The sequence below is a fragment of the Pseudomonas sp. v388 genome (assembly GCF_003935425.1).
GTDB lineage: Bacteria > Pseudomonadota > Gammaproteobacteria > Pseudomonadales > Pseudomonadaceae > Aquipseudomonas.
Genome location: NZ_RHQN01000010.1, coordinates 57,745 through 80,145, shown reverse-complemented (window position 1 = coordinate 80,145; position 22,401 = coordinate 57,745). Strand labels below are relative to the sequence as shown.

The following is a 22,401-nucleotide window of genomic DNA, read 5'->3' as shown; positions in this document are numbered from 1 at the left end:
GCCGTTGCCGCAACCGGCGAGCATCACGACCATGCCTCTCATTCCAGTGAGGAACCCAGGCATGAAGAAATTCCGCAGCAAATTTTTCCGCGTAGCTGTTGAGGGCATGACCACAGATGGTCGCAAGATCGAGCGGTCGTGGATCGAGCAGATGGCCGCGTCCTATGACCGCGCCAAGTACGGCGCGCGGATCTGGATGGAACACATTCGCGGGATGACCGACGACAGCATCTTTCGCGCCTATGGCGACGTAGTCGCCACGCGGTCGGAAGAGGTCGTGATCGATGGGGAAAAACGCCTGGCCCTGTTCGCGCAGATCGAGCCGACCGACGATCTGGTCAACATGAACAAGCGCAAGCAGAAGATCTTCACCAGCATCGAGGTCGCCGAGAAATTTGCCGGCACTGGCCAAGCGTACCTGGTCGGGCTGGCCGTCACCGACACCCCGGCCAGTCTGGGCACTGAAGCCTTGCAGTTCGCCGCCCAGCTCCCAAGCAACCCATTGGCCTCACGCAAGCAGGCGGTGGACAACCTGTTCACCGCCGCGCTGGAAACCGAGCTGGAGTTTGAAGAGTACGAGGACAAACCCGGCATCGGTGTGCAGCTGTTCACCAAGGTGCAGGCTCTGCTCAAAGGCAAGCAGGCCAGAGACGACAGCGAACTGGGCGCAGTCAGTGAAGCCGTCGAGGCTATCGCCCTGCACAGCAAACACATGGCTGACGACATTGCAGCCCAGCAGCAGTGCACTGCCGACCTGCGCGGTGCCCTTCAGCAACTGACCGCCGATTTCATCGCCCTCAAGACCGAACTCAGCTGCACGCCTGATCCCTCACAAGCCACGCGTCCCCATGCGACCGGCAGCAGCCAGCATGCGCTGACCCAATTCTGATTCCGCCCGGAGCCCTACATGCGCAACGACACCCGAAAACAGTTCAGCAGCTACCTGGGCCAGGTCGCCAAGCTCAACGGCGTCGAGACGGCCACGGCCACCTTCAACGTCGACCCGACTATCCAGCAGCGCCTGGAAACCAAGATTCAGGAATCGAGCGAATTCCTCGGCAAGATCAATATCATCGGCGTCGACGAACAGGAAGGTGAAAAGATCGGCCTGGGTGTGGGAGGCACAGTGGCAAGCCGCACCGATACCACTCAAAATCCGCGCAAGCCACAAGGCATTGGCACCCTGTCCTCGGACAAATACAAGACCGAGAAAACCGACTTCGATACCTTCATCAAGTACAAGCAGCTCGACACCTGGGCCAAATTTCCAGACTTCCAGGTTCGTCTGTCCGCCGCCATCGCGCACCGCCAGGCGCTAGACCGTATTCAGGTCGGTTTCTACGGTACCCAAGCTGCCGTGCAAACCGATCGTGCCGCCAACCCTCTCCTGCAGGATGTGAACATCGGCTGGTTGCAGCAATACCGCACCCATGCGTCGGATCGGGTAATGAGCGAGGGCAAAAAACCTGGGCAGATCAGCATCGGCAAAGACGGTGATTTCAAAAATATCGATGCTTTGGTTTACGACGCTATCCAGCTGCTCGACCCATGGTTCCGCCGCCACCCAGGCCTGATCGTTCTGACCGGGCGCGAGCTGGTACACGACAAGTTTCTGGCCTTGGTGAACAAGGAACAGGAGTCCACCGAGGTGCTGGCCAGCGACCTGATCATCGCCCAACGTCGCATAGGCGGGTTGCCGCTTTACGAAGTGCCGTACATCCCTGAAGGGGCAATGCTCATCACCCCTTTCAGCAACCTCTCGATCTACTGGCAGATCGGCGCGCGTCGCCGCTACCTCAAGGAGGAACCGGAGTGGGATCGCATAAGCAATTTCGAGTCCTCCAACGAAGCCTACGTGGTCGAGGAATACGGCATGGGCTGCCTGCTGGAAAACATCAAGGCCGCCGAAGCGCCACCCGAGCAGGAGTGACCATGGCTCTCAGTCTGGCCCAGGCTCATCAACGCCGTGTCCGCGCTGCGCTGGAAGCGGCGAAAACCGCATCGCCACATTCGATGGCCGGTGCGACCGCCTACGAACATCAACTCAGCCAATTGCTCCAGGATCGGCTGCGCCTCAAGCAGGTGCAGTCCAACCAGGGCAAGGCCGAACTCAAACGGCAGTTATTGCCCGGATACGTCCCTTACGTACAAGGCGTCCTGACGTCCGGCCAAGGGGCTCAGGACGAGGTGCTGACGACCGTCATGGTCTGGCGCATCGATGCAGGTGATTACAGCGGCGCACTGGACATCGCCGAGTATGTACTTGCCCACCAGCTGCTTATGCCCGACCGATTCGAGCGAACCACCGGCTGCCTGGTAGCCGAAGAAATCGCGATTGCCGCGCTCAAAGCGCAGAAGACCGGCGAGCCTTTCGACCGCGCAGTTCTGGAGCGTACCGCAGACCTAACCGAACAGCAGGACATGCCGGACGAAGCCCGCGCCAAGCTGTTTCTGGCCTTGGGCCGGGCGACCCTGGCAGGCATAGATAACGACAACCCAGGCACGCGAAGCCAGTTGCAGGTCGGCATCAGCCTGCTCAAGCGGGCAATTGATCTCCACAGCAGCTGCGGCGGCAAGAAGGATTTGGAGAGCGCCGAACGCCTCCTGAAAAAACACGCTGCCTCTGGTAGCTGAAAGAGCGTCCCCACGCACCCCGCCGGCTCGGGGCGAGCGTTCAACGACATGCTGAGCGCCGCGCCCCGACCACCGGCGACTACCGAGGGCACACCATGAGCGGATTCATCGCCAGCGGACCAATCCAACACGGCCAACTCGACACCGGCCCTTTCTGGCCGCGCATTGACCTGGAGACGCTACGAGCGGCGCAGCGCATTGACGCCAGCGTGAGCCAGGCTCGCCTCGAAACCGCCGTTGTAGCAGCAGCCATCAGCATCAATCGCGAATTGGCTGCGTGGCGGATGGCCCGCGAATCCGAAGGCTATCCGACCTTGGACGCAGTGCCGGGACCGCAGGTGAACGACACATCAGAGCGCACTCATTTGTACCTGCGCGCGGTGTATGCCGCGACGGCCGCCGAAGTGTGCGAGCGCTACCGCAGCTACGACAGCACCAACAGCGGCCAGCACAACGCGCAGGAACTGGGGCTCAGCATCGATGAGTACCGCCGCGACCAGCGCTGGGCGATTCGTGACTTTCTCGACCGAGCCCGCAGCACTGTGGAGTTGATCTGATGACCATCGTCCGAGCCCAGCAGCACGAAACGGTCGACGCCATCTGCTGGCGCCATTACGGGCGTACCGCAGGGGTCACCGAATCCGTATTGCAGGCCAATCCCGGCCTGGCCGATCTAGGCCCGATTCTGCCTCAAGGGACAGCTGTGTTCATGCCTGAGGTCCAGCCCAGTGCGCCGGCACGACAGATGGTGAATCTATGGGACTAACCACCGACTCGGCAGGAGCACCCCGCCATGGCTGACCCTACATCAAGCACCGTCACCGGCTTGCTCCTTGGGCTTGGCCTGGCGAATGCCGGACCGATTGTCGATGACGACGCTCTGTTCGGCGCAGTACTAGGGGCATGGCTGGTTACCAGCACCAAGCAGAATCTCAAGCCCTGGCAAAGGATCGGCTCGCTTCTGTTGTCATCCGGCGTGGGGTATCTCTTTGCACCGACCGCATCTTACCTCGCCCCCATACTGACCAGCGGCGGCGCGGCCTTCGCCTGCGCCCTGATTGTCATACCGATCAGCATCAAATCCATGATGTGGATCGAGCGCACCGACCTGATCGAGATCCTTCGCCGACTCAGGGGAGGACGCTGAAATGCCGACGCTCACTTGGTTGGTGCTTCTAGTGACCGCTGCCGCCTACCTGCTCGCCGCGTTGCGCCTGGCCTGCTATTGCCGGGGCCAGGCAAAGTACCGTCGGGGCATATCACTGCTCGCGAGCCTGACAGGTGCGGCACTGAGCCTGTGCGGTATTGAGATCCTGCTCTACCGCACGCCGGTTAGCCTGTGGCACGCGGTATCCACCGTACTGATCTGCCTACTGATCTTTCGATCCAGGGGAAATGTCGCGGCGCTCATGAGGTCGGGAAGATGACCGTTACCCTGCGCTTTGGTGATCGATCCCAAGCAGTACGCGACCTGCAGAAACGGCTAAATACCTGGGGCGCGTCGCTGGCGATTGATTCTGTTTTTGGCGACACCACTGAGGCTGCGGTGCGAAGCTATCAGCTCAGCGTGGGCTTGGTCGCAGATGGAATTGCCGGCCCCAGGACGTTGGCGAGTCTCACCGGCGCTGACTGCTCAAAGCTGCTCAAGCATGCCGACCTGCGCACAGCTGCAACACGCCTGGGTCTGCCTTTGGCGACGGTCTACGCCGTCAATCAGGTTGAGTCGCAAGGCCAGGGGTTTCTGGACAACGGTAAGCCGGTCATCCTCTTCGAGCGACACGTTATGTATCGCAGGCTCATGACGCCGCACAGCACGGAGGACGATCCGGCCGAACTTGAACGCCAGGCCAACCAGTTGGCGAAGCTGCACCCCACATTGGTGAATCCAAAGCCCGGTGGGTACGCGGGCGGCGCTGCCGAGCATCAGCGACTGCGCAGTGCGCGCCTGATCGACGACGTGGCCGCGCTGGAGTCCGCATCCTGGGGCGCTTTTCAGATAATGGGCTATCACTGGCAACGGTTGGGATATGCAACGGTGCACGGCTTCGTCGAAGCCATGAGTACGAGTGAATCGGAGCAGTTCGCCGCGTTCGTCACCTTCATCGAGACAGACCCCGCCTTGCACAAAGCTTTGAAGGCTCGCAAGTGGGCCGACTTCGCCCGAAATTACAACGGGCCGGCCTACGCCCGAAACCTTTACGACATCAAACTCAAACAGGCCTACGCCACCCACAGCGAATGCCTTTGCGATGAGCTGGCCGGCGCATGATCACCCTCGTAGCGCTGCGCAAGGCTCTATGGATAGCCGCTTTCATTGCGGCAGCGGCGTTGTTCATCTGGTCGCAACAAAAGCGGATCGCGCTGTCCGAATCCCGCAGGCAGCTGGCCGTCCAACAGGCGAACGCAGCGCAACAGGAAGCGAGTCGTTATCGCGAGGCCATCCAGACTCTGGGGAGCACGCTGGACCAGGAACGCCTGGCTCAAACGAAGCTGCGCAACACCTCCGACCAGCTCCGCTCCAGCCTCGCGGATCGACAGCGGCAAATCGAGGATCTGAAACGTGAAAACCGAGCATTGCAGAACTGGGCTGTTCAGCCTTTGCCTGATCTGGCTCGCAGGCTGCGAGAGCGCCCCGCCCTTACCGGCGCCGACGCTTATCGTCAGTGGCTGTCCAGCCGTAACCCCTTGCCAGCTACCGGCAACACGCCCGAGCAGTAACGGCATGCTGCTCGACGACCAAGACATCATCGAAAGCGCTTGGGCCGAATGTGCCGCCCAGGTTGATATGGTCTATCAAGCACAGCAGGCCCAACGTGAATAAGCCCGACAGCCTGCGTGCCTACCTGCTTGAGCAGGTGCCCGATCTCAAGCACGACCCGGATCGGCTGCTGATCTTCATCGACAACGGCAAAGTGCGCTGTACGGCAGCAGCGTCCCTGTCGTTTGAATATGGCTACCAGTTGCAGATCATCCTCACCGACTTCGCCGGCCATCCGGATACGATCATGCTGCCGCTGCTGCGCTGGGTGCGGGTTCATCAATCTGAACTGCTGGTCAACCTGGACAAGTCCGCTGAAGGCATCACCTTCGAGGTAGACATCATTGATCACAGCAAAGTGGACATGAGCATCACCTTGCCGCTGACCGAGCGTGTGGTGGTCAAGCAGCTGGCCGACGACAGCTTTCAGATCAGCCGCCCACCGGAACCGCAGTACAACGCCTACGATGAGGCGTTCGGCAGGACCTCATCGTGACCGATTCACTCACCGCCCTGGAAGAATGGGCTGCGCCGCTGCTGCGGCAGATGGAGCCTGGGGCACGGGCGAAGCTGGCAAAGGACTTGGCCAAGCGACTGCGCCGCAGTCAGCAGCAGCGCATCACCCGGCAGCTCAATGTCGACGGGACGCCCTACGCGCCCCGCAAACCTCGGGGGCTTCGCGGCAAGGTCGGACGTATGAGACGTAAGGCGGCCATGTTCACCCGGTTGAAGTCGCCTCGGTTTCTGAAGGCGAAGGGGGACGGAGAGCAGATCAGCGTGGGTTTCACAGGAAGGATCGCTCGCATAGCACGAGTGCATCAGTACGGGTTGAAAGACCGGGCTGAGCCTGGGGCCAAAGCGGTGAAATATGCACGGCGTGAACAACTAGGCCTGAACTCAGACGAACGGCAGATGATTCAAGACCTGCTACTCAGCCATCTGCGGCCTGATTAGTCACCGCTCCGGCGAGCCTTGCGCGTGTGTTCTCCGGCAATTGCCGCACGAGGCTTTGATATGCGCATATCTATGCGTATACTAATTAGTGACTTGTTTACACTGTATACACCTGTCGGCCCAGGAGGCTACAATGGCATCGCCTGTTTTGTCATTCCGCGCAGAAGAAGGCTTGGTCGAAATGCTCGATCAGCTTGCCCTCGCGACGGATCGGGATCGTCAGTACCATTTGAAGCGTGCTCTGTCTCGCTACGTCGAAGCAGAGTCTTGGCACGTCAAAGCCGTTGAAGAAGGCCTTGCCGACATCGACGCAGGGAAGACGATCGATCTGGAAACCGTTAAAGCCAAGTGGGTAGCACGTGCTGCGAATCGAGTTAAGTGAGAAGGCAGATAGTGATCTGGAGGCAATCCATGAGCACTACGCCGGCCTGATGGGCTATGAACGGGCTGATGCGGCCATCGGTGCAATCCTCGAATCGATTGAACAGCTGGCAACGTTTACGGGTATGGGCCGCCCTTCACAGACACCAGACGTGCGCGAGTTGGTGTTGACCCGATACCCGTTTGTTGTGAGCTATGTGGTTCGTGCCCAAATAGTGTTCATCGTTCGCATTCTTCACGAGCGAAACGAACGCCTGACAACTCCTCGAATTCCTGACCCTTCCTGAGCGTCCTGTATCCCCTCCCAATACAGTCCGCATTAGCTGCACTAACGCCCATGTCGCCTCACCATTGGCGACATGAACGACATCGCTACCCTCTCCCGTCTGATCGAAAACCTCATCCGTTTCGGCACCATTGCCGATGTGCAGATGAGCCCGCCACGCGTGCGCGTCAAATCCGGATCGCTGACAACCGGCTGGCTCCCCTGGCTTGCTTTCCGGGCGGGTAATGACGTCGAGTGGGACCCGCCTTCGGTCGATGAACAGGTTGTTCTTCTGAGCCCATCCGGCCAGGTGAGCAATGGGCTGGTGATCACTGGCATTTACAGCGATGCCATACCTGCGAATGGCGATCACGAGACGCTGCACCGCCGCACCTATCGAGATGGCGCAGTCATCGAGTACGACAGTTCCACCCACCAATTGAGAGCCCAGCTGCCCGAAGGCGGCACAACCGAGCTGATCAGCGACGGCGGCATCCGCTTGGTTGGACCTGTCACCCACGAAGGCGACTACATCCAGCAGGGAAACTTCACTCAGACCGGCGACCAGGTCATCACAGGGAAAGTCCAGGCTTCCGCCGATGTCCTGGCAGCCGGCATCAGCCTGGTAAAGCACACCCACGTCGGAAACCTCGGCGCACCAACGAGTCCGCCGTCATGAACAGAGTCACAGGCGGCGCGCTGACTCGGCGCGAACACATTGCCCAATCGATCACCGACATCCTCACCACCCGGATCGGAACCCGCGTCATGCGCCGCGATTACGGCAGCCTGCTGCCTGACCTGATCGACGCCCCCTTCAATGACCTGACGCGCCTTCGCATCTATGCAGCCACCACCCTGGCAGTGCTGCGCTGGGAGCCACGCGTGCGGCTCAGCCAGGTGAACCTGGTGGGTGCAGATCTACAAGGTGCGTCAGTGCTCAATCTGTACGGCGAGGTGATCGATAGCTACGAACCCTTGAACCTGAGTATTCCGCTGCAACTGGGAGGCAGCGTATGAGCACCTTCGCGCCCATCGATCTGGGCCAGTTGCCCGCGCCGCAGGTGGTCGAGCAACTGGATTATGAGCAGATCCTGTCACAGCGTAAGGCCTACGCCATCAGCCTGTGGCCGGTAGATGAACAGGCGGAAATCCGGGCGCGGCTGGACCTGGAATCCGAACCGTTGAGCAAGCTGCTCCAGGAGAATGCCTATCGCGAGTTGGTCTGGCGGCAGCGAGTGAATGAAGCGGCGCTTGCGAATCTGCTATCCAGCGCGAAGCGCAGTGACCTGGAACAACTGGCAGCCAACTTCAACGTAAAACGCTTGATCATCAAGGAGGCCAATCCCACAGCCTCGCCACCTCAGCAGCGCATCATGGAAGGCGACGACAGTTTGCGGGAGCGAGCGCAGATGGCTTGGGAGGGGCTGAGCACGGCAGGTCCGCGCAACAGCTACATCTTTCACGCCAGGGCTGCCGATGGGAGGGTGGCCGATGCCACAGCAGAAAGTCCATCACCGGCAAGCGTAGTTGTCACTATCCAAGGGGCTCAAGGGGAAGGAGCCGCCGAGCCCGATCTGCTGCATTCCGTCAGCGCGTATCTAAACCATGAAAACCGCCGCCCCGTAGCAGATCGGCTGACGATCCAGTCGGCGGAAGTGATCCGTTATAAGATTCACGCTCAAATTTTTTTGACCAGCGATGGGCCTGAATCAGAGCCCATCCTCGCTGTCGCTAAAGCGCGATTGCTGGCCCTCGTCAACCGCCGCCGACGCCTAGGGATGGAAGTTACCTCCTCGATCCTGCACTCGGCACTGCATGTGGAGGGCGTACGCAAAGTCGTACTGGTTGATTGGCAAGATGTTCGAGCCAGCGCCTACCAAGCGCCCTATTGCACCTCGGTCGTACTGCTCAGGAGTACCGACTGATGAGACTTCGATCTCTCCTTCTTCCCGGAAATACAACCGGGCTTGAGCGTAGAGCAGCACAGGCCACTACCCAAATAGAACGCGTTCCAGTGCCGCTTCGGCAACTGATGAATCCAGAAACCTGCCCCGAAGAGCTGCTCCCCTATCTGGCCTGGGCTTTTTCGGTTGACCGGTGGGACAGCCGATGGTCGCCGGCAAGCAAACGAGCCGCAATCAAAGCGTCGCATTACATTCATGCGCACAAAGGGACCATTGGTGCGCTGCGCCGAGTCGTCGAGCCGCTTGGTTATCTAATCGACGTAGTGGAGTGGTGGGAAAAGAACCCACCAGGGGCCCCCGGCACATTTGAGCTGAGTGTGGGTATCCTGGAAACAGGCATCACTGACGGGATGTACATTGAGTTGTCATCATTGATCGACGATGCAAAACCGCTGTCCAGGCATTTGATTGGCTTGGCCATCCACCTCGCTGTATCAGGAAATCCTAGCGTGTCGGCAAACCTGTATGACGGCGATGAAATGGACGTCTACCCGCCCGCACAGCGCGACATCGATGTCGGCGGACTTATTGGCCGCGGTGGCCGAGAACACAGTATCGACACGATGGATGTCTTTTCATGATTGACCAGGCTTCGCAATTTTTTGCCGTTCTTACAGATATCGGTGTGGCAAAACAAGCCAAAGCCGACGCACTCGGTATCCCTTGGAAGATCACGCAGATGGCAGTCGGCGACGCTAATGGTACGGACCCATTACCGGATGTCACTCAGCTGACCCTCATTCATGAACAACGGCGAGCACCGCTTAATCAGCTCAAGGTCGACCCTAACAACAGAGCGATGATCATTGCAGAACAGGTGATTCCAGCCGAGGTCGGTGGGTGGTGGATACGTGAGATCGGCTTGCTTGATGAGGACGATGATCTGGTGGCAATCGCGAACTGCGCGCCATCATTTAAACCCCTGCTCGCGCAAGGTTCTGGCCGGACCCAAGTTGTGCGCATAAACCTTGTCGTCACCAACACTAGCAATGTCGTTCTGAAGATTGATCCAAGCGTGGTATTAGCGACCCGAAGATACGTCGACGAAAAAATAGTCGAGGAAATGCTCAGCAGCGCAGCGACCGAGCAATTACCTGGAACTGCGAAGATCGCCTCCTTAAAGCAGGTCGAAGAAGGGGCTGATGACACGGCAATAGTCACGCCAAAAAAACTTCGGATGGGCTTTCGAATCAGCTTGGGTGCCAATGGATTCATTGCCTTCCCTACGTGGCTGGGTGGGCTGATTATCCAGTGGGTGACCGGCACAGCCAGCGCCCAACCACACGATAACTTTCGCATCGGAGAATTGAATACATGGCCGCTTTCATATCCTAACGCGGTGTATATCGCGGTAGCGACACATCAAGGAAACGCACCTGGTACATACCTGACCTGGACGGATCACCCTCAAGTCCCCATACGCACGGGGATTCTGGTCGGAAGTCCAGGTTGGACGACCGGACTCATTGCGGCCCGAATCATCTCGATAGGAAGCTGATGTATGTATCTGTATTCACCCTCCACCTATGGCTTCTACTTGCAGGAACTGCATGGGGCTCAGGTGCCTGCGGACGCGATCAAGCTCACGGATGCGCAATATTCCCAGTTGGTTACCAATCCTGCGCCCAATACCATGTTGCGCTTCAATGTCGGCGGCTTGCCTGAGCGGGTGCCGATTCCTGATGCAACCGAGCATTCACGGGAGCGAGCATGGCGTGACATTGAGCTGCAGCGCACTCAGTGGCTTGTTGATCGGCATCGAGATGAGCAGGAAAGCGAAGGAAGCCAAGTAACGCTGAGTGAAGAGAGGTTTCGAAAGCTGCAGGCCTACAGACAAGCACTTCGAGAGTGGCCGGACCACAAAGAATTTCCCGGTGCGGCGTCACGCCCTGCCCGTCCGTTCTGGATGACTGAGCTGATTGAAGAGCAAAAATCCCAACGCCGCTGAACCAATAAGGTAGCTGCCGTAAGCGATGAAGCGCTGCTGCGCATTTCCGATTGCAGGTTGAGCTAGCGATGTTATGCAAGCACATCCTCGCGTCGGCCGACAGCCAAACATCACAGGCCCGCCCAGATGCATGAAATCCGCTGCGGCCACTGCGACCGCAAACTCGCCGCCGCAAGCGGCTTCACCGAACTGCAAATCAAATGTCCGCGCTGCCGGACGCTTAATCACTTGAAGGCCCCGAGCCTCCCGCCAGAACGCCGTGAGCATCTGCACTTGAGTACACCGCAGTGTCACAGCCAACCATCGGCAGCCTGTTCGCAGGCATAGGAGGTTTTGATGTCGGATTCGAAAACGCCGGTTACCGCACCGCCTGGCAAGTCGAACTCAACCCGATCAACCGGGCTGTCCTTGCCGATCGATTTCCCCACGCCAAGCAACTTGAAGACGTGCGCCGTTGCGGCGCCCACAACCTGGAACCTGTCGACGTGCTCACTGCCGGATTCCCCTGCCAGGACATCAGTCAAGCCGGCGCCGGCCGACGTGACAAGCAGAGCCGAGGGCTACGCGGAGAACGAAGCGGCTTGTTCTGGGAAGTCATACGTATCCTCAAAGAGATTCAACCTCGCTGGGTGGTCCTTGAGAACGTCGTTAACCTGCTCGCTATCAACGACAGCCAAGACTTTGAGACAGTCGTCCGGGCCCTTGCGGACTGCGGGTATGTGGGATTTTGGCGAGTGCTTAATGCTCAATATTTCGGAGTCCCCCAGCAGCGTCGTCGCCTATTCCTGGTCGCAGGTCATCACCGAATGCCCCCCATGGAGCTGCTGGTTGACGCCGCGCCAGTGGACGCAATATCTCCAGCGTCTGGCTCGATCCAATGGCCATTGCCGGCGGATAGCTGGGCTGCCAACACTCTACTGGCAGACAACACCCCAGGGCGCATCACTCTGGGCAGTACCACTTTCGTCGCTTACCCGGACCGATGGCCTCAGATGGTTGAGCGGCAGCGAGCGTCTGAGGATGATGGGATTTGCCTCGGACTGGATGAGGCCAACGTTGCAGAAGCTTTCGCTGCCGGAAATGCCGTTGTGCCGCAAATCGCGGAGTGGATCGGCCGGAAGCTGATTCGCACGGATCGTCAGCCTTTAGCAACCGCCTGTGACCCCCTGCTTGTAGTCACTGAATCTACACCCGGTGCTGCTCGCCCATCACGTTAAGCAGCGGCAACCTGCGCTGTGTCTATTCAGTGAGCAGGCGAACCATGGCCGACTACCTCCACGGCGTACGTGTCATCGAAATCAACGAGGGCTCGCGGCCGATCCGTACTGTTTCAACCGCCGTCATCGGGCTGGTGTGCACCGCCGATGACGCCGACCCTGTGACCTTCCCGGCGGACACCCCTGTTCTGCTCACCAATGTGCAAACCGCGATCGGCAAGGCCGGTACAAAAGGGACGTTAGCCACCAGCCTTCAGGCCATTGCCGATCAAACCAAGCCGATGACGGTCGTCGTACGGGTGATGGAAGGCGCGGATGAGGCGGCCACGACCAGCGCACTCATCGGCGGCACCTCGTCGACAGGTCAGTACACCGGGATTAAGGCGCTGCTGGCAGCAAAGGCCCGGCTCGGTGTAGTGCCGCGCATCCTTGGCGTGCCAGGCCTGGACAGCCAACCGGTGGCGGCCGCGCTGGTATCCGTTGCCGAACAGCTACGCGCTTTCGCTTACGTCAGTGCCTGGGAATGTCAGACCAAGGAGGAGGCGGTAGCGTATCGCGATAACTTCGGAGCTCGGGAAGCGATGGTGATCTGGCCGCAATTCCAGCACTGGAACACCGCGACCAGCAGCACGGCCGATACGCCCGCCGTGGCCAGAGCATTAGGCTTGCGCGCCAAGATCGATCAGGAGATTGGTTGGCATAAAACCCTTTCCAACGTGCCGGTGAACGGTGTAACCGGCATCAGCGCCGACGTGTTCTGGGATCTACAGAACCCAGCGACGGACGCCAATTACCTCAACAGCAACGAAGTCACCACACTGATCAACGAGGGCGGCTTTCGCTTTTGGGGCAGCCGCACCTGTAGTCAAGACCCGCTGTTTGCCTTCGAGAATTACACCCGAACCGCCCAGGTGCTGGCCGACACCATGGCCGAGGCGCACATGTGGGCGGTCGACAAGCCCATGCATCCATCCCTGGTGCGCGACATCATCGAAGGGATCAACGCCAAATTCCGGGAGCTGCGAGCTCAGGGCTACATCATCGACGGCCAATGCTGGTATCCGGACGAGATCAACGACAAGGACACCCTCAAGGCCGGCAAGCTGTATCTGGACTACGACTACACGCCCGTCCCGCCGCTGGAGGACCTGACGTTGCGCCAGCGCATCACCGACCGCTACCTGGTGGACTTCGCCAGCCGCATCAACAGCTAACCGGAGCGCCTGACTATGGCTCTGCCACGCAAACTCAAGAACATGAATCTGTTCAACGACGGCAACAGCTACTTGGGCATTGCCAAGAGCGTCACCCTGCCCTCACTCGGTCGCAAGATGGAAAGCTATCGCGGCGGCGGCATGAACGGCCCGGTAAAAGCCGACCTCGGTTTCTCGGATGACGGCATCCAGCTGGAATGGAAAACCGGCGGGCTGGACCTGATCTCTCTGCGCCAATTCGGCGCGATCAAAGCGGCGGGCGTTCCGCTGCGCTTCACAGGCTTTTACCAGCAGGACGACACAGGCGAAGACAGCCAAGTCGAGCTGGTGGTGCGTGGCCGACATGAAACCATCGAGATGGGCGACGCGCAGCCAGGCGAGGACACCGAGCACGCCATGACCACCACCTGCAGCTACTACAAGCTCACCGTGGACGGCGAGGAAGTCATCGAAATCGACCTGCTCAATTTCATCGAAAAAGTGAACGGCGTGGACATGCTGGAAAAGCAACGTGCCGCGTTGGGCTTCTGATCAACCACCCGGAAACCTGCCATGACGACCGACCTTGAAACTGATACCACCCTCCACAACGCGCCGCCGGAGGACAACACCGTCACCCTCGACAGCCCGCTGAAGCGCGGCAAGACCCAGATCACCCACGTGACCATCCGTAAACCTTCATCGGGCGAGCTGCGAGGCATACAACTCGCTGAGTTGATCCAACTCGACGTGGCCAGCCTGATTAAAGTGATTCCGCGCTTGAGCACACCTGGGCTCACTGCCCCGGAAGTCGCCTCTCTGGATCCGGCCGACCTGTTGGCGATCGGAAGCAAGATTGTTGGTTTTTTGTTGCAGAAGTCGGCGAAAACGGATGCGTCCCTCGTTGCGTAGAGGATGCGATGGCTGACCTGGCTGTAGTGTTTCATTGGGCACCTGCCGATATGGACGGCCTGCCGCTTCAGGAACTGATGGACTGGCGCGAGCGCGCACGGGCAAGGAGCGCGGTGCATGGCTAACTCACTGCAACTGCGCGTTCTACTCAACACCATCGACCGTGCTACCGCCCCGCTGCGCGGTATTCAGCGCCAGTCCGCGCAGACAGCGCAAGCGCTCAAAGCGACGCGTGAACGCCTCAAGACGCTGACCGACACCCAGAAGCAGATCAGCGGCTTCACCGAACTCAAACAGGGTTTGAACTCCACCCGCACAGCGCTGGATGCTGCTCGGCAGCGCGCCCAGCGATTGGGCCAGGCGCTAGCGCAAACGCAAAACCCAACGCGTGCGATGGCCCGTGAGTTCGAGCAGGCCAAGCGCAACCTTCAGCAGTTGGCCATGCAGGAAAATGCCCAGACGCGACAGCTGCAGCAGATGCGAGCCACCCTCCAGGCAGCGGGAATCTCCACCCGTGACCTGGGCATGCACGAGCGCAGGCTCCGTCAGGACATTTCAGCCGCAAACAACCAGATGGAAGCCCAGCGCAGAAGGCTGGATGCGCTGGCACGACAACAACGGCAGGCCACACTTGCGACCCAGTCCTACCAGCGTGCCCAACAGGCAGCAGGAAACGTGGCTGCCAAGGGCATGGGAGCCGTAGCATCCGGGGGCGTGGCGCTTTACGGCGGCGCGAAAGTGCTGTCTCCCGGTATCGATTTCGACGCCAACATGAGCAAGGTCCAGGCCATCACCCGGCTGGATGGTGGCTCGGAAGAGCTGAAAGGTCTGCGCGCTCAGGCACGTGAGCTTGGGGGATCGACCCAATACACCGCAGGACAGGCGGCCGAAGCGCAGGGCTTCCTCGGTATGGCAGGCTTCGATCCCAAAGCGATCAAAGCCGCGATGCCAGGCATGCTGGATCTGGCGACAGCAGGCGGGAGCGAGCTTGCCGAGACGGCCGATATCGCATCCAACATCCTGTCCGGCCTTGGTTTGAGCGCCGAGAAGATGAACAAGGTCGGTGACGTGCTGGTGGGGACCTTCACCCGCTCGAATACCAACCTGCGCATGCTGGGCGAAACCATGAAATACGCCGCGCCCATGGCAAAGACCTACGGCATCGACCTGGAAACGGCTGCCGCTATGGCGGGCAAACTGGGCGATGCCGGCTTGCAAGGCAGCATGGGCGGCACCGCGCTCAGCTCGATCATGAACCGGCTCGCCGCACCGCCGAAGATGGCGAAAAAAGCGTTGGAGCAACTGAATATCCTTACCGCAGACGCCAACGGCAACCTGCGTGATATGCCGGACATCCTCAAAGAGATTTACGACAAGACCAAACACATGGGTACGGCGACCCGTGGCGGTTTGCTCAAAGCCATCGCCGGCGAAGAAGCGGTAAAGGGCATGGCGCACCTGGTGGATCAGGCCGGGATTGGCGAGCTACAGAAGTTCGTCAGCACTTTGCGCCAGACCGAAGGCGAATCGAGCAAGACAGCCAAGGTCATGGGCAACAACCTCAAAGGCGACCTCACCACCTTGAGCAGCGCCTGGCAGGATCTGGGCATCGAGCTGGAAGAGCAGCAGGACGGCACATTACGCGACCTGGCTCAGTCGATTACCGGCATTATCCGCGACGTGAAAAACTGGGCGAAGGAGAACCCCGGCCTCGTCTCTGCCATCGTGAAAACTGCGGCCGTCGTGGCAGCACTGGCGGTGGGCTTCGGAGGGCTGGCACTGACGCTTGCAGGCATCTTCGGCCCTTTCCTGGTGCTGCGCCTGATGCTCGCCCAGGTCGGCATCCGCCTGCCTAGCTTGATCGGCTTGTTTATGAATCTGGGCAAGACCGCCCTGCCCTTTGTGACCAAAGCCATTGTGCTGCTGGGGCGCGCACTGATGATGAACCCCATCGGCCTGGCAATCACCGCCATCGGCACCGCAGCGCTCTTGATCTACCAGTATTGGGACCAGATCGTGCCCTACTTTCAGTCCATGTGGACCGAGATCAAGACCGGGTTCAGCGGTGGCATCGGCAGCATCATCACAACCATCGTTAACTTTTCGCCCCTAGGGCTGTTCTACACCGCGTTCGCAGGGGTACTCAATTATTTCGGATTCGAGCTGCCCGGAAAATTCACCGAGTTCGGCGGCATGCTCATCGATGGATTGCTGTCGGGTATTACCGAAAAATACACCCTGGTCAAAGACAAGATCGGCGAGATCGGCGACGGGCTTACCGGCTGGTTCAAGGAAAAGCTCAGCATTCATAGCCCCTCTCGCGTATTCGCCGAGCTTGGCGGATTCACCATGGCGGGACTGACTCAAGGCATTGAAGACGGCCAAACGGGCCCGCTGCAGGCGGTGAGCAATTTAGGCAAGCAACTCGCCGCCGCAGGCGCGCTGACGTTGGGTGCAACGGTGCCCCCGGCAATGGCCATCGACGATGCACCACCGGTCAGCGCTGCCAGCGCAACTACGTACAGCAGCAGTGACATCTACGAGATCAACATTCACACGACACCGGGCATGGATGCCCAAGCTATCGCCCGAGCGGTTCGGGCAGAGTTGGCCCGCATCGACAGCGAGAAAGCTGCTCGGCGTCGCAGCAGCCTTCAGGATCTGGAGTGACACCCCATGATGCTCGCCCTGGGCATGTTCGTTTTCAGCCTGCATACCGCCGCTTACCAGGAGATGCAGCGCCAGACTGACTGGCGACACCCTTCCAGCAGCCGGGTCGGTGCAGCGCCAGCGCGACAATTCATCGGACGTGGAGAGGACGCTATCACCCTGCCGGGAGTCATCCTTCCGGAACTCGCCGGCAGCGCCTTGAGCCTGGACGCGCTGCGCCTGATGGCGGACACGGGTAAGGCCTGGCCTTTGGTTGAGGGCACCGGGCGAATCTACGGCCTATGGGTGATCGAAAGCCTCAGCGAAACCAGGACGCTGTTCTTCCGCGATGGCACAGCCAGGCGTGTCGAGTTCAGCCTGAGCCTGAAACGCATCGATGACAGCCTCGTGGACCTGTTAGGCACGGCAACCGGCGTGCTCGGCAGCCTCGGACGTAAGCTGCTGTGATCGACGATGCTGTCGGCTTGGTGCGTAGCACGGCAGACCAGCTCAAGCGGGACGTCACTCATCCGGCCCCAGCTTTTCGTATCACCGTGGACGGCAACGACATCGCGAAGATGATCAGCCCTCGTCTGATCAGCCTCGATCTGACGGATAACCGGGGCTTGGAGGCGGATCAGCTCAGCATCAGCCTCAGCGACCACGACGGCTTGCTGGCCATCCCCCGAAGAGGCGCATTAATTCGCTTGTGGTTGGGCTGGAGCGATACCGGACTGATCGACAAAGGCACCTACACCGTCGATGAGATTGAGCACAGCGGCGCGCCCGATGTGCTGAGCATTCGCGCGCGTTCGGCGGATCTGCGCAAAGGTTTGAAAACCAAGCGGGAACGAAGCTGGAGCGATACGACGCTGGGCGACGTGCTGGGCGATATCGCATCCACCAACGGTTTAAACGCGACAGTTGCCAGCGAACTGGACGGCCTCTCGGTGCTCCAGCTCGACCAGGTGAACGAGTCAGACGCGAACCTGTTGACGCGACTTGGCGAAGAGTACGACGCCGTAGCGACGGTCAAGGCTGGACACCTGATCTTCATGCCAGCAAACGGAGGCAAGACCGCCTCGGGCACGGACCTCCCCCACATCAACCTCAGCCGCGCCGAGGGAGACCAGCACAGCTACCTGCAGGCCGACAGGGACAGCTACGACGGCGTGCGCGCCTATTTCTACGACGTAAACACGGCAAAGAAACGCGAAGCCATTGCCGGCGGCGGTGACAACCTCAAAGATCTGCGCCACACCTACACAGACGAACTCACCGCCTTGCGCGCCGCACGCAGCGAATGGGCCCGCGTCCAACGCGGCAGCGCCACCCTCACCTACACGCTCGCAAAAGCCCGCCCCGAACTGATCCCAGAACTGACCTATACGCTGCAAGGCATCAAGCCCGATGTGGACGGCATCATCTGGCACGGCGGCAACGTCCAGCACAGCCTGAGCGCTGATGCCGGATACACCATGAGCCTGAGCCTGGAGAGCAAGTTGCCGGAGGATGCTGTGGCGGATCTGGCTAATGACAGCGGGGGCGATTACACCGGGGTGATTGCGTATTACCGGGATGAGAAGACGGGCAAAGAGAAAATCGTGACGGCTGGGGACCAGAGCAAGCCTAGGCTGTTGGTGCATTTGTATAGTGGTTTGGGGAGTGCTAAGCGGGCGGTGGAAAGGGAGCACGCAAAGATGGCACAATAACATCTAGAGTCGGTTCTGCCCGACATCAGCTGCTACAGATCTGTTCACGGATGAAGTCCACAAATGCTTACCGTAAAAATACTAACGCTACTCGCATTCCTGCCAGTTATAACAGTTGCAACAATAGTCGTTTTGGAGACTAGACACCTAGTTGTGTACGCCCCTCGGATGCGACTGAACTATTCATTCTATCGTTGGAGGCTAACAGATTATTATTCTGCAGCTATATGGATGGGATATGTGTCGTTCGTGGCTCTAGGCATTCTCAAAATTAGTATATTCAGCGAACTAGACATGATTAGGATGAGCTTAGGCCCGGTGCTTCTGACGATAACTGGCAGCATTGCTCTACTCATTGAGCACTTCCAACTTACCGAAAAGTATAAACAGCATGCGACGCCCATAAAAATCTTGGGTGCTTTTTCCGCAATCATAGTTGGCTTCCTTGCAAGTGCAATTACAGACACGACAATTTCCGAATTCACCACAGTAAATGCATCAAACTTTCCCGAATCGCAAAAAATATTAACATTTGTCGTCACCGTAGGAATATGGATATATATAGCCGTGTGCGCCAGCATGGTTATATATTGTTTGATCGCGTTAATTACAACGATCAAAGTAATCGCGGCAGACCTGTACTTAGATAGAAAGTCTTTAGACAAGTTCGGCCTTTGCTCTGCAACTCCAAAAAAAAATGAGCGAAACAAAAACCTATATCCACTCGCCACGCTCATGCTTGGTACTACTATAACGACGGTAGCGCCCCTACAATATTTCATGAAGATAGACAGCGACTCGATCAATGGCGTAGTAAAAACTTTGATCGTGGAGGCCTCCTTTCACCTCGACCCTGGAATATGCAACATCAGCGCCCCGCCTAACAGTGCAATGGCTTTGCTGCCTTTTCGTCAGGCGGCTGTCGCCATACCTGATCCGAAGTTAAAATATCGCTTCATAGTCGTCGAATGCAGTAGGACGCTGGCCAATCCGGTTCAGACCACGACCAGTCGATGAGAGCAGATAGCACTATTCAAAATATCTGGTATCCGCTTTGATCGTGTCCACCACATCTATAAAACGTATACTTCATAGATCCATCAAACTAATTATTAAGGGGATATAGTGTCAGATAGCACTTCCAGTAATAGGGCCGAACCGTTGACCAGCAGAGGGAGCGATTTGCCAAATCGGGCAGACCAGCTGAGGACTTGGCTTGCCCGGGTTAGCATCATAGCCGCAGTGTCAGGGGTAATCGTATATGCTGCTTATTTCGCGCGATTTGCTCCTGGATCGACATTTAGTACTTTCAACGGAGACTGGGGAACATTTGGTGACTTTATAGGGGGTACGCTAAACCCTATATTCAGCTTCCTTGCTCTTATTGCCTTGCTCAAAACTATTTTGATCCAAAATGAAGGATTAGAGCTATCAAGGCGTGAACTGGAACTAACAAGAAAAGAACTTGAGGCCACTCGATCCGAGCTCAAAAGAAGTGCTGCGGCGCAAGAAGCCACCCAAAAGGTAATGGACGAGCAATCAAAAACCCAAAGACTCCAGCAATTCGAAGGGACGTTTTTTGCTTTATTAGAGCAACTAAACCAGCGAATGTCTGACATTAACACAGACCAAAAGTTACTAAAGTGTCTACATGCAATAAGCGCTTCCGGACGAACAAAACTTCAGCTGCTTAATGTTTCCGAAGGCATTTTTGAACCTTGTATAGAGTACCTACGCATGGTTCTGCAAGTCCTTGAGTTCACAGCCAGCAAGAACACAAAAGGCTCACATTTCCGCATGCTGCCCCTTAGCTATCATTTAGGAGGAAAAAGCGGTCGAGAGGACGAGATGTATGTCGACATCGTCAAAGCTCACTTGAGCGGTAAAGCTCTCTGCTTGATAGGCTGCTACGCCGCATACTTGGCGGAAATGAAATCAGATACAAGATTCAAAATGCTTGTCATCAGCTATAACTTATTGGATAACATGCCTACAATCGTATTGAACGGAAGCGATCTCCCAACAAGAGTAAAAGATTACTATCTAATTGATAATTCGTAGCTTTTCTAAACCGAGGCGGAACAGACCTTAGAACTTCAATGAATTTTTATCTGCATTAGTGCGCAGTTATATGGCAGGGTATTTAAAAGATCGACCGCCTCGTAGGCCCGTTCGTCATCAGGGCCATCAGGCTCTTTGGGACACTTGCCTCCTGAGAGGGAGGCTAGCGTGCATCTTTAATGTCTACTTTGAGTTCGGGATTGAAATGGCTAGTTGCCCAGTAACCCGGCTCACTTACCCCCTTCAAGTAGTATCCAATAAACGTGCGCTCAGTGTCACGCAGTGCGGACGACCTGATAAAAATTGCAACCTCCGCTAGTTGCCGATCCGAGATCTTTTTCTCTAACAATACCTCGACGCTACGTTTAATCGGCCCCATGTACTCATCTTTTGTTACGGTATAAACCGCGCTAAGCTCGGAACTTAATATGGCGGATGCCGAAGGTTTTTTAGGGGTGTCGCTCTCGCCGCACCCCAAGATCAGCAACGATAGGCAGGTTGCCACAATCCATTTCATATTATCCATGACTACACTCTCCAATGCGTACTCAGTATGCCTCAATTACGAACATCGTGAGGGCAGCAGCGAACCGAGGCCCCGGGAACAAGCGCCATCGCTTCCGCCGCACGTAAAAGATAACGCTGGTCGTCCTCAGACAACTTCCTGAACACTGTAAGAAAATTCTCTTCTTCATATGAGAGATTTCCCTGATCATTCGCACAGGGACGGCTAGTGTCAGTCAACTTTTTCTCGGGACGCATTAGATTACTCCTTTCCGCAAACATCAGAAGGAAGTTACATAATGCAATTAGAATCTTGACTTTTAAACTGATAGCAAGCTAATTAAATCGAGTCGATTTATTTCCTTCGTGTTGCCAGCTCGGCCATCGCTGTAATGATCCGGTCTATAGCGTCCCGGTCCTCATTCGAGATAGCGCGATACTTGTCCACGAGCTCTGCTTCGGCACCGCTGAGGTCCTTCAGGGCCGGGCTGCCTCTTGCTCCGGTAATGACGTAAAGCACGTCCACTCCCACCGCTGCAACGGCGGTGAGGTACGCCGTGTCAGGGTTACGCTCCCCTTTCTCATAACTGCCTTGAGTGTTTCGATTGACGCCGCCCAGCTGCGCGAATTCTTCCTGCTTTAGCCCAAGCGCTATCCGCTCTTCACGCAAGCGATCCCCTGCCCCAACCACAGAACACACCTCTAAGCACAATTTATTAGGCGCGAAGATATTTACACGCACAAAAATGCGTGCATAATTAGCTCCACATGAACACGAACGTACACCGATGAACACTATGCCCGCCCCCCTTACACCCGAGCAAGCCCGCGCTGCTCTTGATTGCCAAGGCATCAGCATTGCCGAGTTCTCGCGCATCCATGCATTGAACAAAAATTTGGTCAGCGACCTGTTGAACGGACGCAAGAAAGGACGCCGCGGCGAGGCGCACAGGGCTGCGGTTCTGCTCGGCATAAAGGCGGGCGTATTGCCTGCCTGCTTGCTTACTCACACATCCCCCACCACTCCAACAAGGAACATTGCATGTATCAGGATGCAAAACGAATCCGCAAACACCGCGCAACGTTGAGCCTGGATGACTACGAGCAGGACTTGATCACAGCGCTGGTCAATTACACCGGCATCGAGAAAGCCCAGCTTTTGAGAGCACTGGTGATGACCGAGGCTCGTGCCCTGTTGTTGCCGGAAACCACTTTAACGGCACTGGCCTCCTGAACAGAGCGGATC

The 22,401-nt window shown here is 57.8% G+C and carries 32 protein-coding genes and 3 pseudogenes; 33 read left to right on the top strand and 2 right to left on the bottom strand.

Features of this window, described 5'->3' with window-relative positions; genetic code table 11:
• The first annotated feature begins 61 nt into the window (after nt 1-61).
• The 31 genes and pseudogenes from EGJ27_RS21660 to EGJ27_RS21515 all read left to right on the top strand — a co-directional run bounded on the left by EGJ27_RS21660 (nt 62) and on the right by EGJ27_RS21515 (nt 20,651).
• The gene (locus EGJ27_RS21660; RefSeq protein WP_125832800.1) at nt 62-889 is read left to right on the top strand and encodes a GPO family capsid scaffolding protein; all 828 of its coding nucleotides are present in this window, start codon (nt 62-64) and stop codon (nt 887-889) included.
• Nucleotides 890-907: 18 nt separating this feature from the next.
• Nucleotides 908-1,930: a phage major capsid protein, P2 family gene (locus EGJ27_RS21655; protein ID WP_125832799.1), complete on the top strand. Its 1,023-nt coding sequence runs from the start codon at nt 908-910 to the stop codon at nt 1,928-1,930.
• Nucleotides 1,931-1,932: 2 nt separating this feature from the next.
• Nucleotides 1,933-2,634 (top strand): terminase endonuclease subunit, encoded by a 702-nt coding sequence (locus EGJ27_RS21650; RefSeq protein WP_125832798.1) that lies wholly within the window; start codon nt 1,933-1,935, stop codon nt 2,632-2,634.
• Nucleotides 2,635-2,729: 95 nt separating this feature from the next.
• Nucleotides 2,730-3,191, top strand: coding sequence for a head completion/stabilization protein (locus tag EGJ27_RS21645; protein WP_125832797.1), 462 nt, complete (start codon nt 2,730-2,732; stop codon nt 3,189-3,191).
• Nucleotides 3,188-3,400, top strand: coding sequence for a tail protein X (locus EGJ27_RS21640; RefSeq protein ID WP_125832796.1), 213 nt, complete (start codon nt 3,188-3,190; stop codon nt 3,398-3,400). Before EGJ27_RS21645 ends, EGJ27_RS21640 begins: the two co-directional genes overlap by 4 nt.
• Before the next feature lie 27 nt (nt 3,401-3,427).
• A complete protein-coding gene (locus EGJ27_RS21635) occupies nt 3,428-3,781 on the top strand; it encodes a putative holin (RefSeq protein ID WP_125832795.1) in 354 nt (117 codons plus the stop codon).
• A gap of 1 nt (nt 3,782) precedes the next feature.
• Nucleotides 3,783-4,061 carry a phage holin family protein gene (locus EGJ27_RS21630; RefSeq protein ID WP_125832794.1) on the top strand — a complete coding sequence of 93 codons (279 nt, stop codon included), beginning with the start codon at nt 3,783-3,785 and terminating at the stop codon, nt 4,059-4,061.
• The gene (locus EGJ27_RS21625; protein ID WP_125832793.1) at nt 4,058-4,903 is read left to right on the top strand and encodes an N-acetylmuramidase family protein; all 846 of its coding nucleotides are present in this window, start codon (nt 4,058-4,060) and stop codon (nt 4,901-4,903) included. Before EGJ27_RS21630 ends, EGJ27_RS21625 begins: the two co-directional genes overlap by 4 nt.
• Nucleotides 4,900-5,274 (top strand): annotated as a pseudogene (locus EGJ27_RS21620) (LysB family phage lysis regulatory protein); the annotation flags it as partial. The gene EGJ27_RS21625 and the pseudogene EGJ27_RS21620, both read left to right, overlap by 4 nt.
• Complete coding sequence (gene lysC, locus EGJ27_RS24975; RefSeq protein ID WP_218568062.1) at nt 5,195-5,455, top strand: Rz1-like lysis system protein LysC; 261 nt, start codon at nt 5,195-5,197, stop codon at nt 5,453-5,455. The pseudogene EGJ27_RS21620 and the gene lysC, both read left to right, overlap by 80 nt.
• Nucleotides 5,448-5,888 carry a phage tail protein gene (locus EGJ27_RS21615; protein WP_125832791.1) on the top strand — a complete coding sequence of 147 codons (441 nt, stop codon included), beginning with the start codon at nt 5,448-5,450 and terminating at the stop codon, nt 5,886-5,888. Before lysC ends, EGJ27_RS21615 begins: the two co-directional genes overlap by 8 nt.
• Nucleotides 5,885-6,346: a phage virion morphogenesis protein gene (locus tag EGJ27_RS21610; RefSeq protein WP_125832790.1), complete on the top strand. Its 462-nt coding sequence runs from the start codon at nt 5,885-5,887 to the stop codon at nt 6,344-6,346. Before EGJ27_RS21615 ends, EGJ27_RS21610 begins: the two co-directional genes overlap by 4 nt.
• Nucleotides 6,347-6,479: 133 nt before the next feature.
• The gene (locus EGJ27_RS21605) at nt 6,480-6,728 is read left to right on the top strand and encodes a CopG family ribbon-helix-helix protein (protein ID WP_125832789.1); all 249 of its coding nucleotides are present in this window, start codon (nt 6,480-6,482) and stop codon (nt 6,726-6,728) included.
• Entirely contained in the window at nt 6,706-7,014 is a 309-nt protein-coding gene (locus EGJ27_RS21600; protein WP_125832788.1) for a type II toxin-antitoxin system RelE/ParE family toxin, read from the top strand. The genes EGJ27_RS21605 and EGJ27_RS21600 overlap by 23 nt, the downstream gene beginning before the upstream one ends.
• A gap of 72 nt (nt 7,015-7,086) precedes the next feature.
• A complete protein-coding gene (locus EGJ27_RS21595) occupies nt 7,087-7,671 on the top strand; it encodes a phage baseplate assembly protein V (protein WP_125832787.1) in 585 nt (194 codons plus the stop codon).
• The gene (locus tag EGJ27_RS21590) at nt 7,668-8,012 is read left to right on the top strand and encodes a GPW/gp25 family protein (RefSeq protein ID WP_125832786.1); all 345 of its coding nucleotides are present in this window, start codon (nt 7,668-7,670) and stop codon (nt 8,010-8,012) included. The genes EGJ27_RS21595 and EGJ27_RS21590 overlap by 4 nt, the downstream gene beginning before the upstream one ends.
• A complete protein-coding gene (locus tag EGJ27_RS21585; RefSeq protein WP_125832785.1) occupies nt 8,009-8,920 on the top strand; it encodes a baseplate J/gp47 family protein in 912 nt (303 codons plus the stop codon). The genes EGJ27_RS21590 and EGJ27_RS21585 overlap by 4 nt, the downstream gene beginning before the upstream one ends.
• Nucleotides 8,920-9,540, top strand: coding sequence for a phage tail protein I (locus EGJ27_RS21580; RefSeq protein WP_125832784.1), 621 nt, complete (start codon nt 8,920-8,922; stop codon nt 9,538-9,540). Before EGJ27_RS21585 ends, EGJ27_RS21580 begins: the two co-directional genes overlap by 1 nt.
• Nucleotides 9,537-10,025: pseudogene (locus EGJ27_RS25115) on the top strand (phage tail protein); the annotation flags it as partial. The gene EGJ27_RS21580 and the pseudogene EGJ27_RS25115, both read left to right, overlap by 4 nt.
• A gap of 435 nt (nt 10,026-10,460) precedes the next feature.
• A complete protein-coding gene (locus tag EGJ27_RS21570; RefSeq protein WP_125832782.1) occupies nt 10,461-10,907 on the top strand; it encodes a phage tail assembly chaperone in 447 nt (148 codons plus the stop codon).
• Between the two features lie 126 nt (nt 10,908-11,033).
• Complete coding sequence (locus tag EGJ27_RS21565) at nt 11,034-11,234, top strand: Com family DNA-binding transcriptional regulator (RefSeq protein WP_125832781.1); 201 nt, start codon at nt 11,034-11,036, stop codon at nt 11,232-11,234.
• Nucleotides 11,195-12,124, top strand: a complete 930-nt coding sequence (locus tag EGJ27_RS21560; RefSeq protein WP_125832780.1) for a DNA cytosine methyltransferase — start codon at nt 11,195-11,197, stop codon at nt 12,122-12,124. The genes EGJ27_RS21565 and EGJ27_RS21560 overlap by 40 nt, the downstream gene beginning before the upstream one ends.
• Before the next feature lie 44 nt (nt 12,125-12,168).
• Nucleotides 12,169-13,338, top strand: coding sequence for a phage tail sheath protein (locus EGJ27_RS21555; protein WP_125832779.1), 1,170 nt, complete (start codon nt 12,169-12,171; stop codon nt 13,336-13,338).
• 15 nt (nt 13,339-13,353) lie between these two features.
• Nucleotides 13,354-13,869: a phage major tail tube protein gene (locus tag EGJ27_RS21550; protein WP_125832778.1), complete on the top strand. Its 516-nt coding sequence runs from the start codon at nt 13,354-13,356 to the stop codon at nt 13,867-13,869.
• Between the two features lie 21 nt (nt 13,870-13,890).
• The gene (locus EGJ27_RS21545; protein WP_125832777.1) at nt 13,891-14,229 is read left to right on the top strand and encodes a phage tail assembly protein; all 339 of its coding nucleotides are present in this window, start codon (nt 13,891-13,893) and stop codon (nt 14,227-14,229) included.
• An 8-nt stretch (nt 14,230-14,237) separates the two neighbouring features.
• Nucleotides 14,238-14,354, top strand: a complete 117-nt coding sequence (locus tag EGJ27_RS21540) for a GpE family phage tail protein (RefSeq protein ID WP_125832776.1) — start codon at nt 14,238-14,240, stop codon at nt 14,352-14,354.
• Nucleotides 14,347-16,899: a phage tail tape measure protein gene (locus EGJ27_RS21535; protein WP_125832775.1), complete on the top strand. Its 2,553-nt coding sequence runs from the start codon at nt 14,347-14,349 to the stop codon at nt 16,897-16,899. The genes EGJ27_RS21540 and EGJ27_RS21535 overlap by 8 nt, the downstream gene beginning before the upstream one ends.
• 6 nt (nt 16,900-16,905) lie before the next feature.
• A complete protein-coding gene (locus EGJ27_RS21530) occupies nt 16,906-17,346 on the top strand; it encodes a phage tail protein (RefSeq protein ID WP_125832774.1) in 441 nt (146 codons plus the stop codon).
• Nucleotides 17,343-18,590, top strand: a complete 1,248-nt coding sequence (locus tag EGJ27_RS21525) for a phage late control D family protein (RefSeq protein WP_256672895.1) — start codon at nt 17,343-17,345, stop codon at nt 18,588-18,590. Before EGJ27_RS21530 ends, EGJ27_RS21525 begins: the two co-directional genes overlap by 4 nt.
• Before the next feature lie 63 nt (nt 18,591-18,653).
• Nucleotides 18,654-19,607: a hypothetical protein gene (locus EGJ27_RS21520; RefSeq protein ID WP_125832773.1), complete on the top strand. Its 954-nt coding sequence runs from the start codon at nt 18,654-18,656 to the stop codon at nt 19,605-19,607.
• Between the two features lie 108 nt (nt 19,608-19,715).
• Nucleotides 19,716-20,651, top strand: a complete 936-nt coding sequence (locus EGJ27_RS21515; protein WP_125832772.1) for a putative phage abortive infection protein — start codon at nt 19,716-19,718, stop codon at nt 20,649-20,651.
• Between the two features lie 163 nt (nt 20,652-20,814).
• Here the strand turns inward: EGJ27_RS21515 and EGJ27_RS21510 are convergent, their stop codons facing one another.
• Together EGJ27_RS21510 and EGJ27_RS21505 are read right to left on the bottom strand one after the other, a co-directional pair.
• The gene (locus tag EGJ27_RS21510; protein WP_125832771.1) at nt 20,815-21,177 is read right to left on the bottom strand and encodes a hypothetical protein; all 363 of its coding nucleotides are present in this window, start codon (nt 21,175-21,177) and stop codon (nt 20,815-20,817) included.
• Nucleotides 21,178-21,510: 333 nt separating this feature from the next.
• Nucleotides 21,511-22,008 carry a helix-turn-helix domain-containing protein gene (locus tag EGJ27_RS21505; RefSeq protein ID WP_125832957.1) on the bottom strand — a complete coding sequence of 166 codons (498 nt, stop codon included), beginning with the start codon at nt 22,006-22,008 and terminating at the stop codon, nt 21,511-21,513.
• Here EGJ27_RS21505 and EGJ27_RS21500 point away from each other — a divergent pair.
• Together EGJ27_RS21500 and EGJ27_RS21495 are read left to right on the top strand one after the other, a co-directional pair.
• Nucleotides 21,953-22,144, top strand: a pseudogene (locus EGJ27_RS21500) (DNA-binding protein); the annotation flags it as partial. The gene EGJ27_RS21505 and the pseudogene EGJ27_RS21500 overlap by 56 nt on opposite strands.
• A 53-nt stretch (nt 22,145-22,197) precedes the next feature.
• Nucleotides 22,198-22,389, top strand: a complete 192-nt coding sequence (locus EGJ27_RS21495; protein WP_125832769.1) for a hypothetical protein — start codon at nt 22,198-22,200, stop codon at nt 22,387-22,389.
• Nucleotides 22,390-22,401 lie beyond the last annotated feature (12 nt).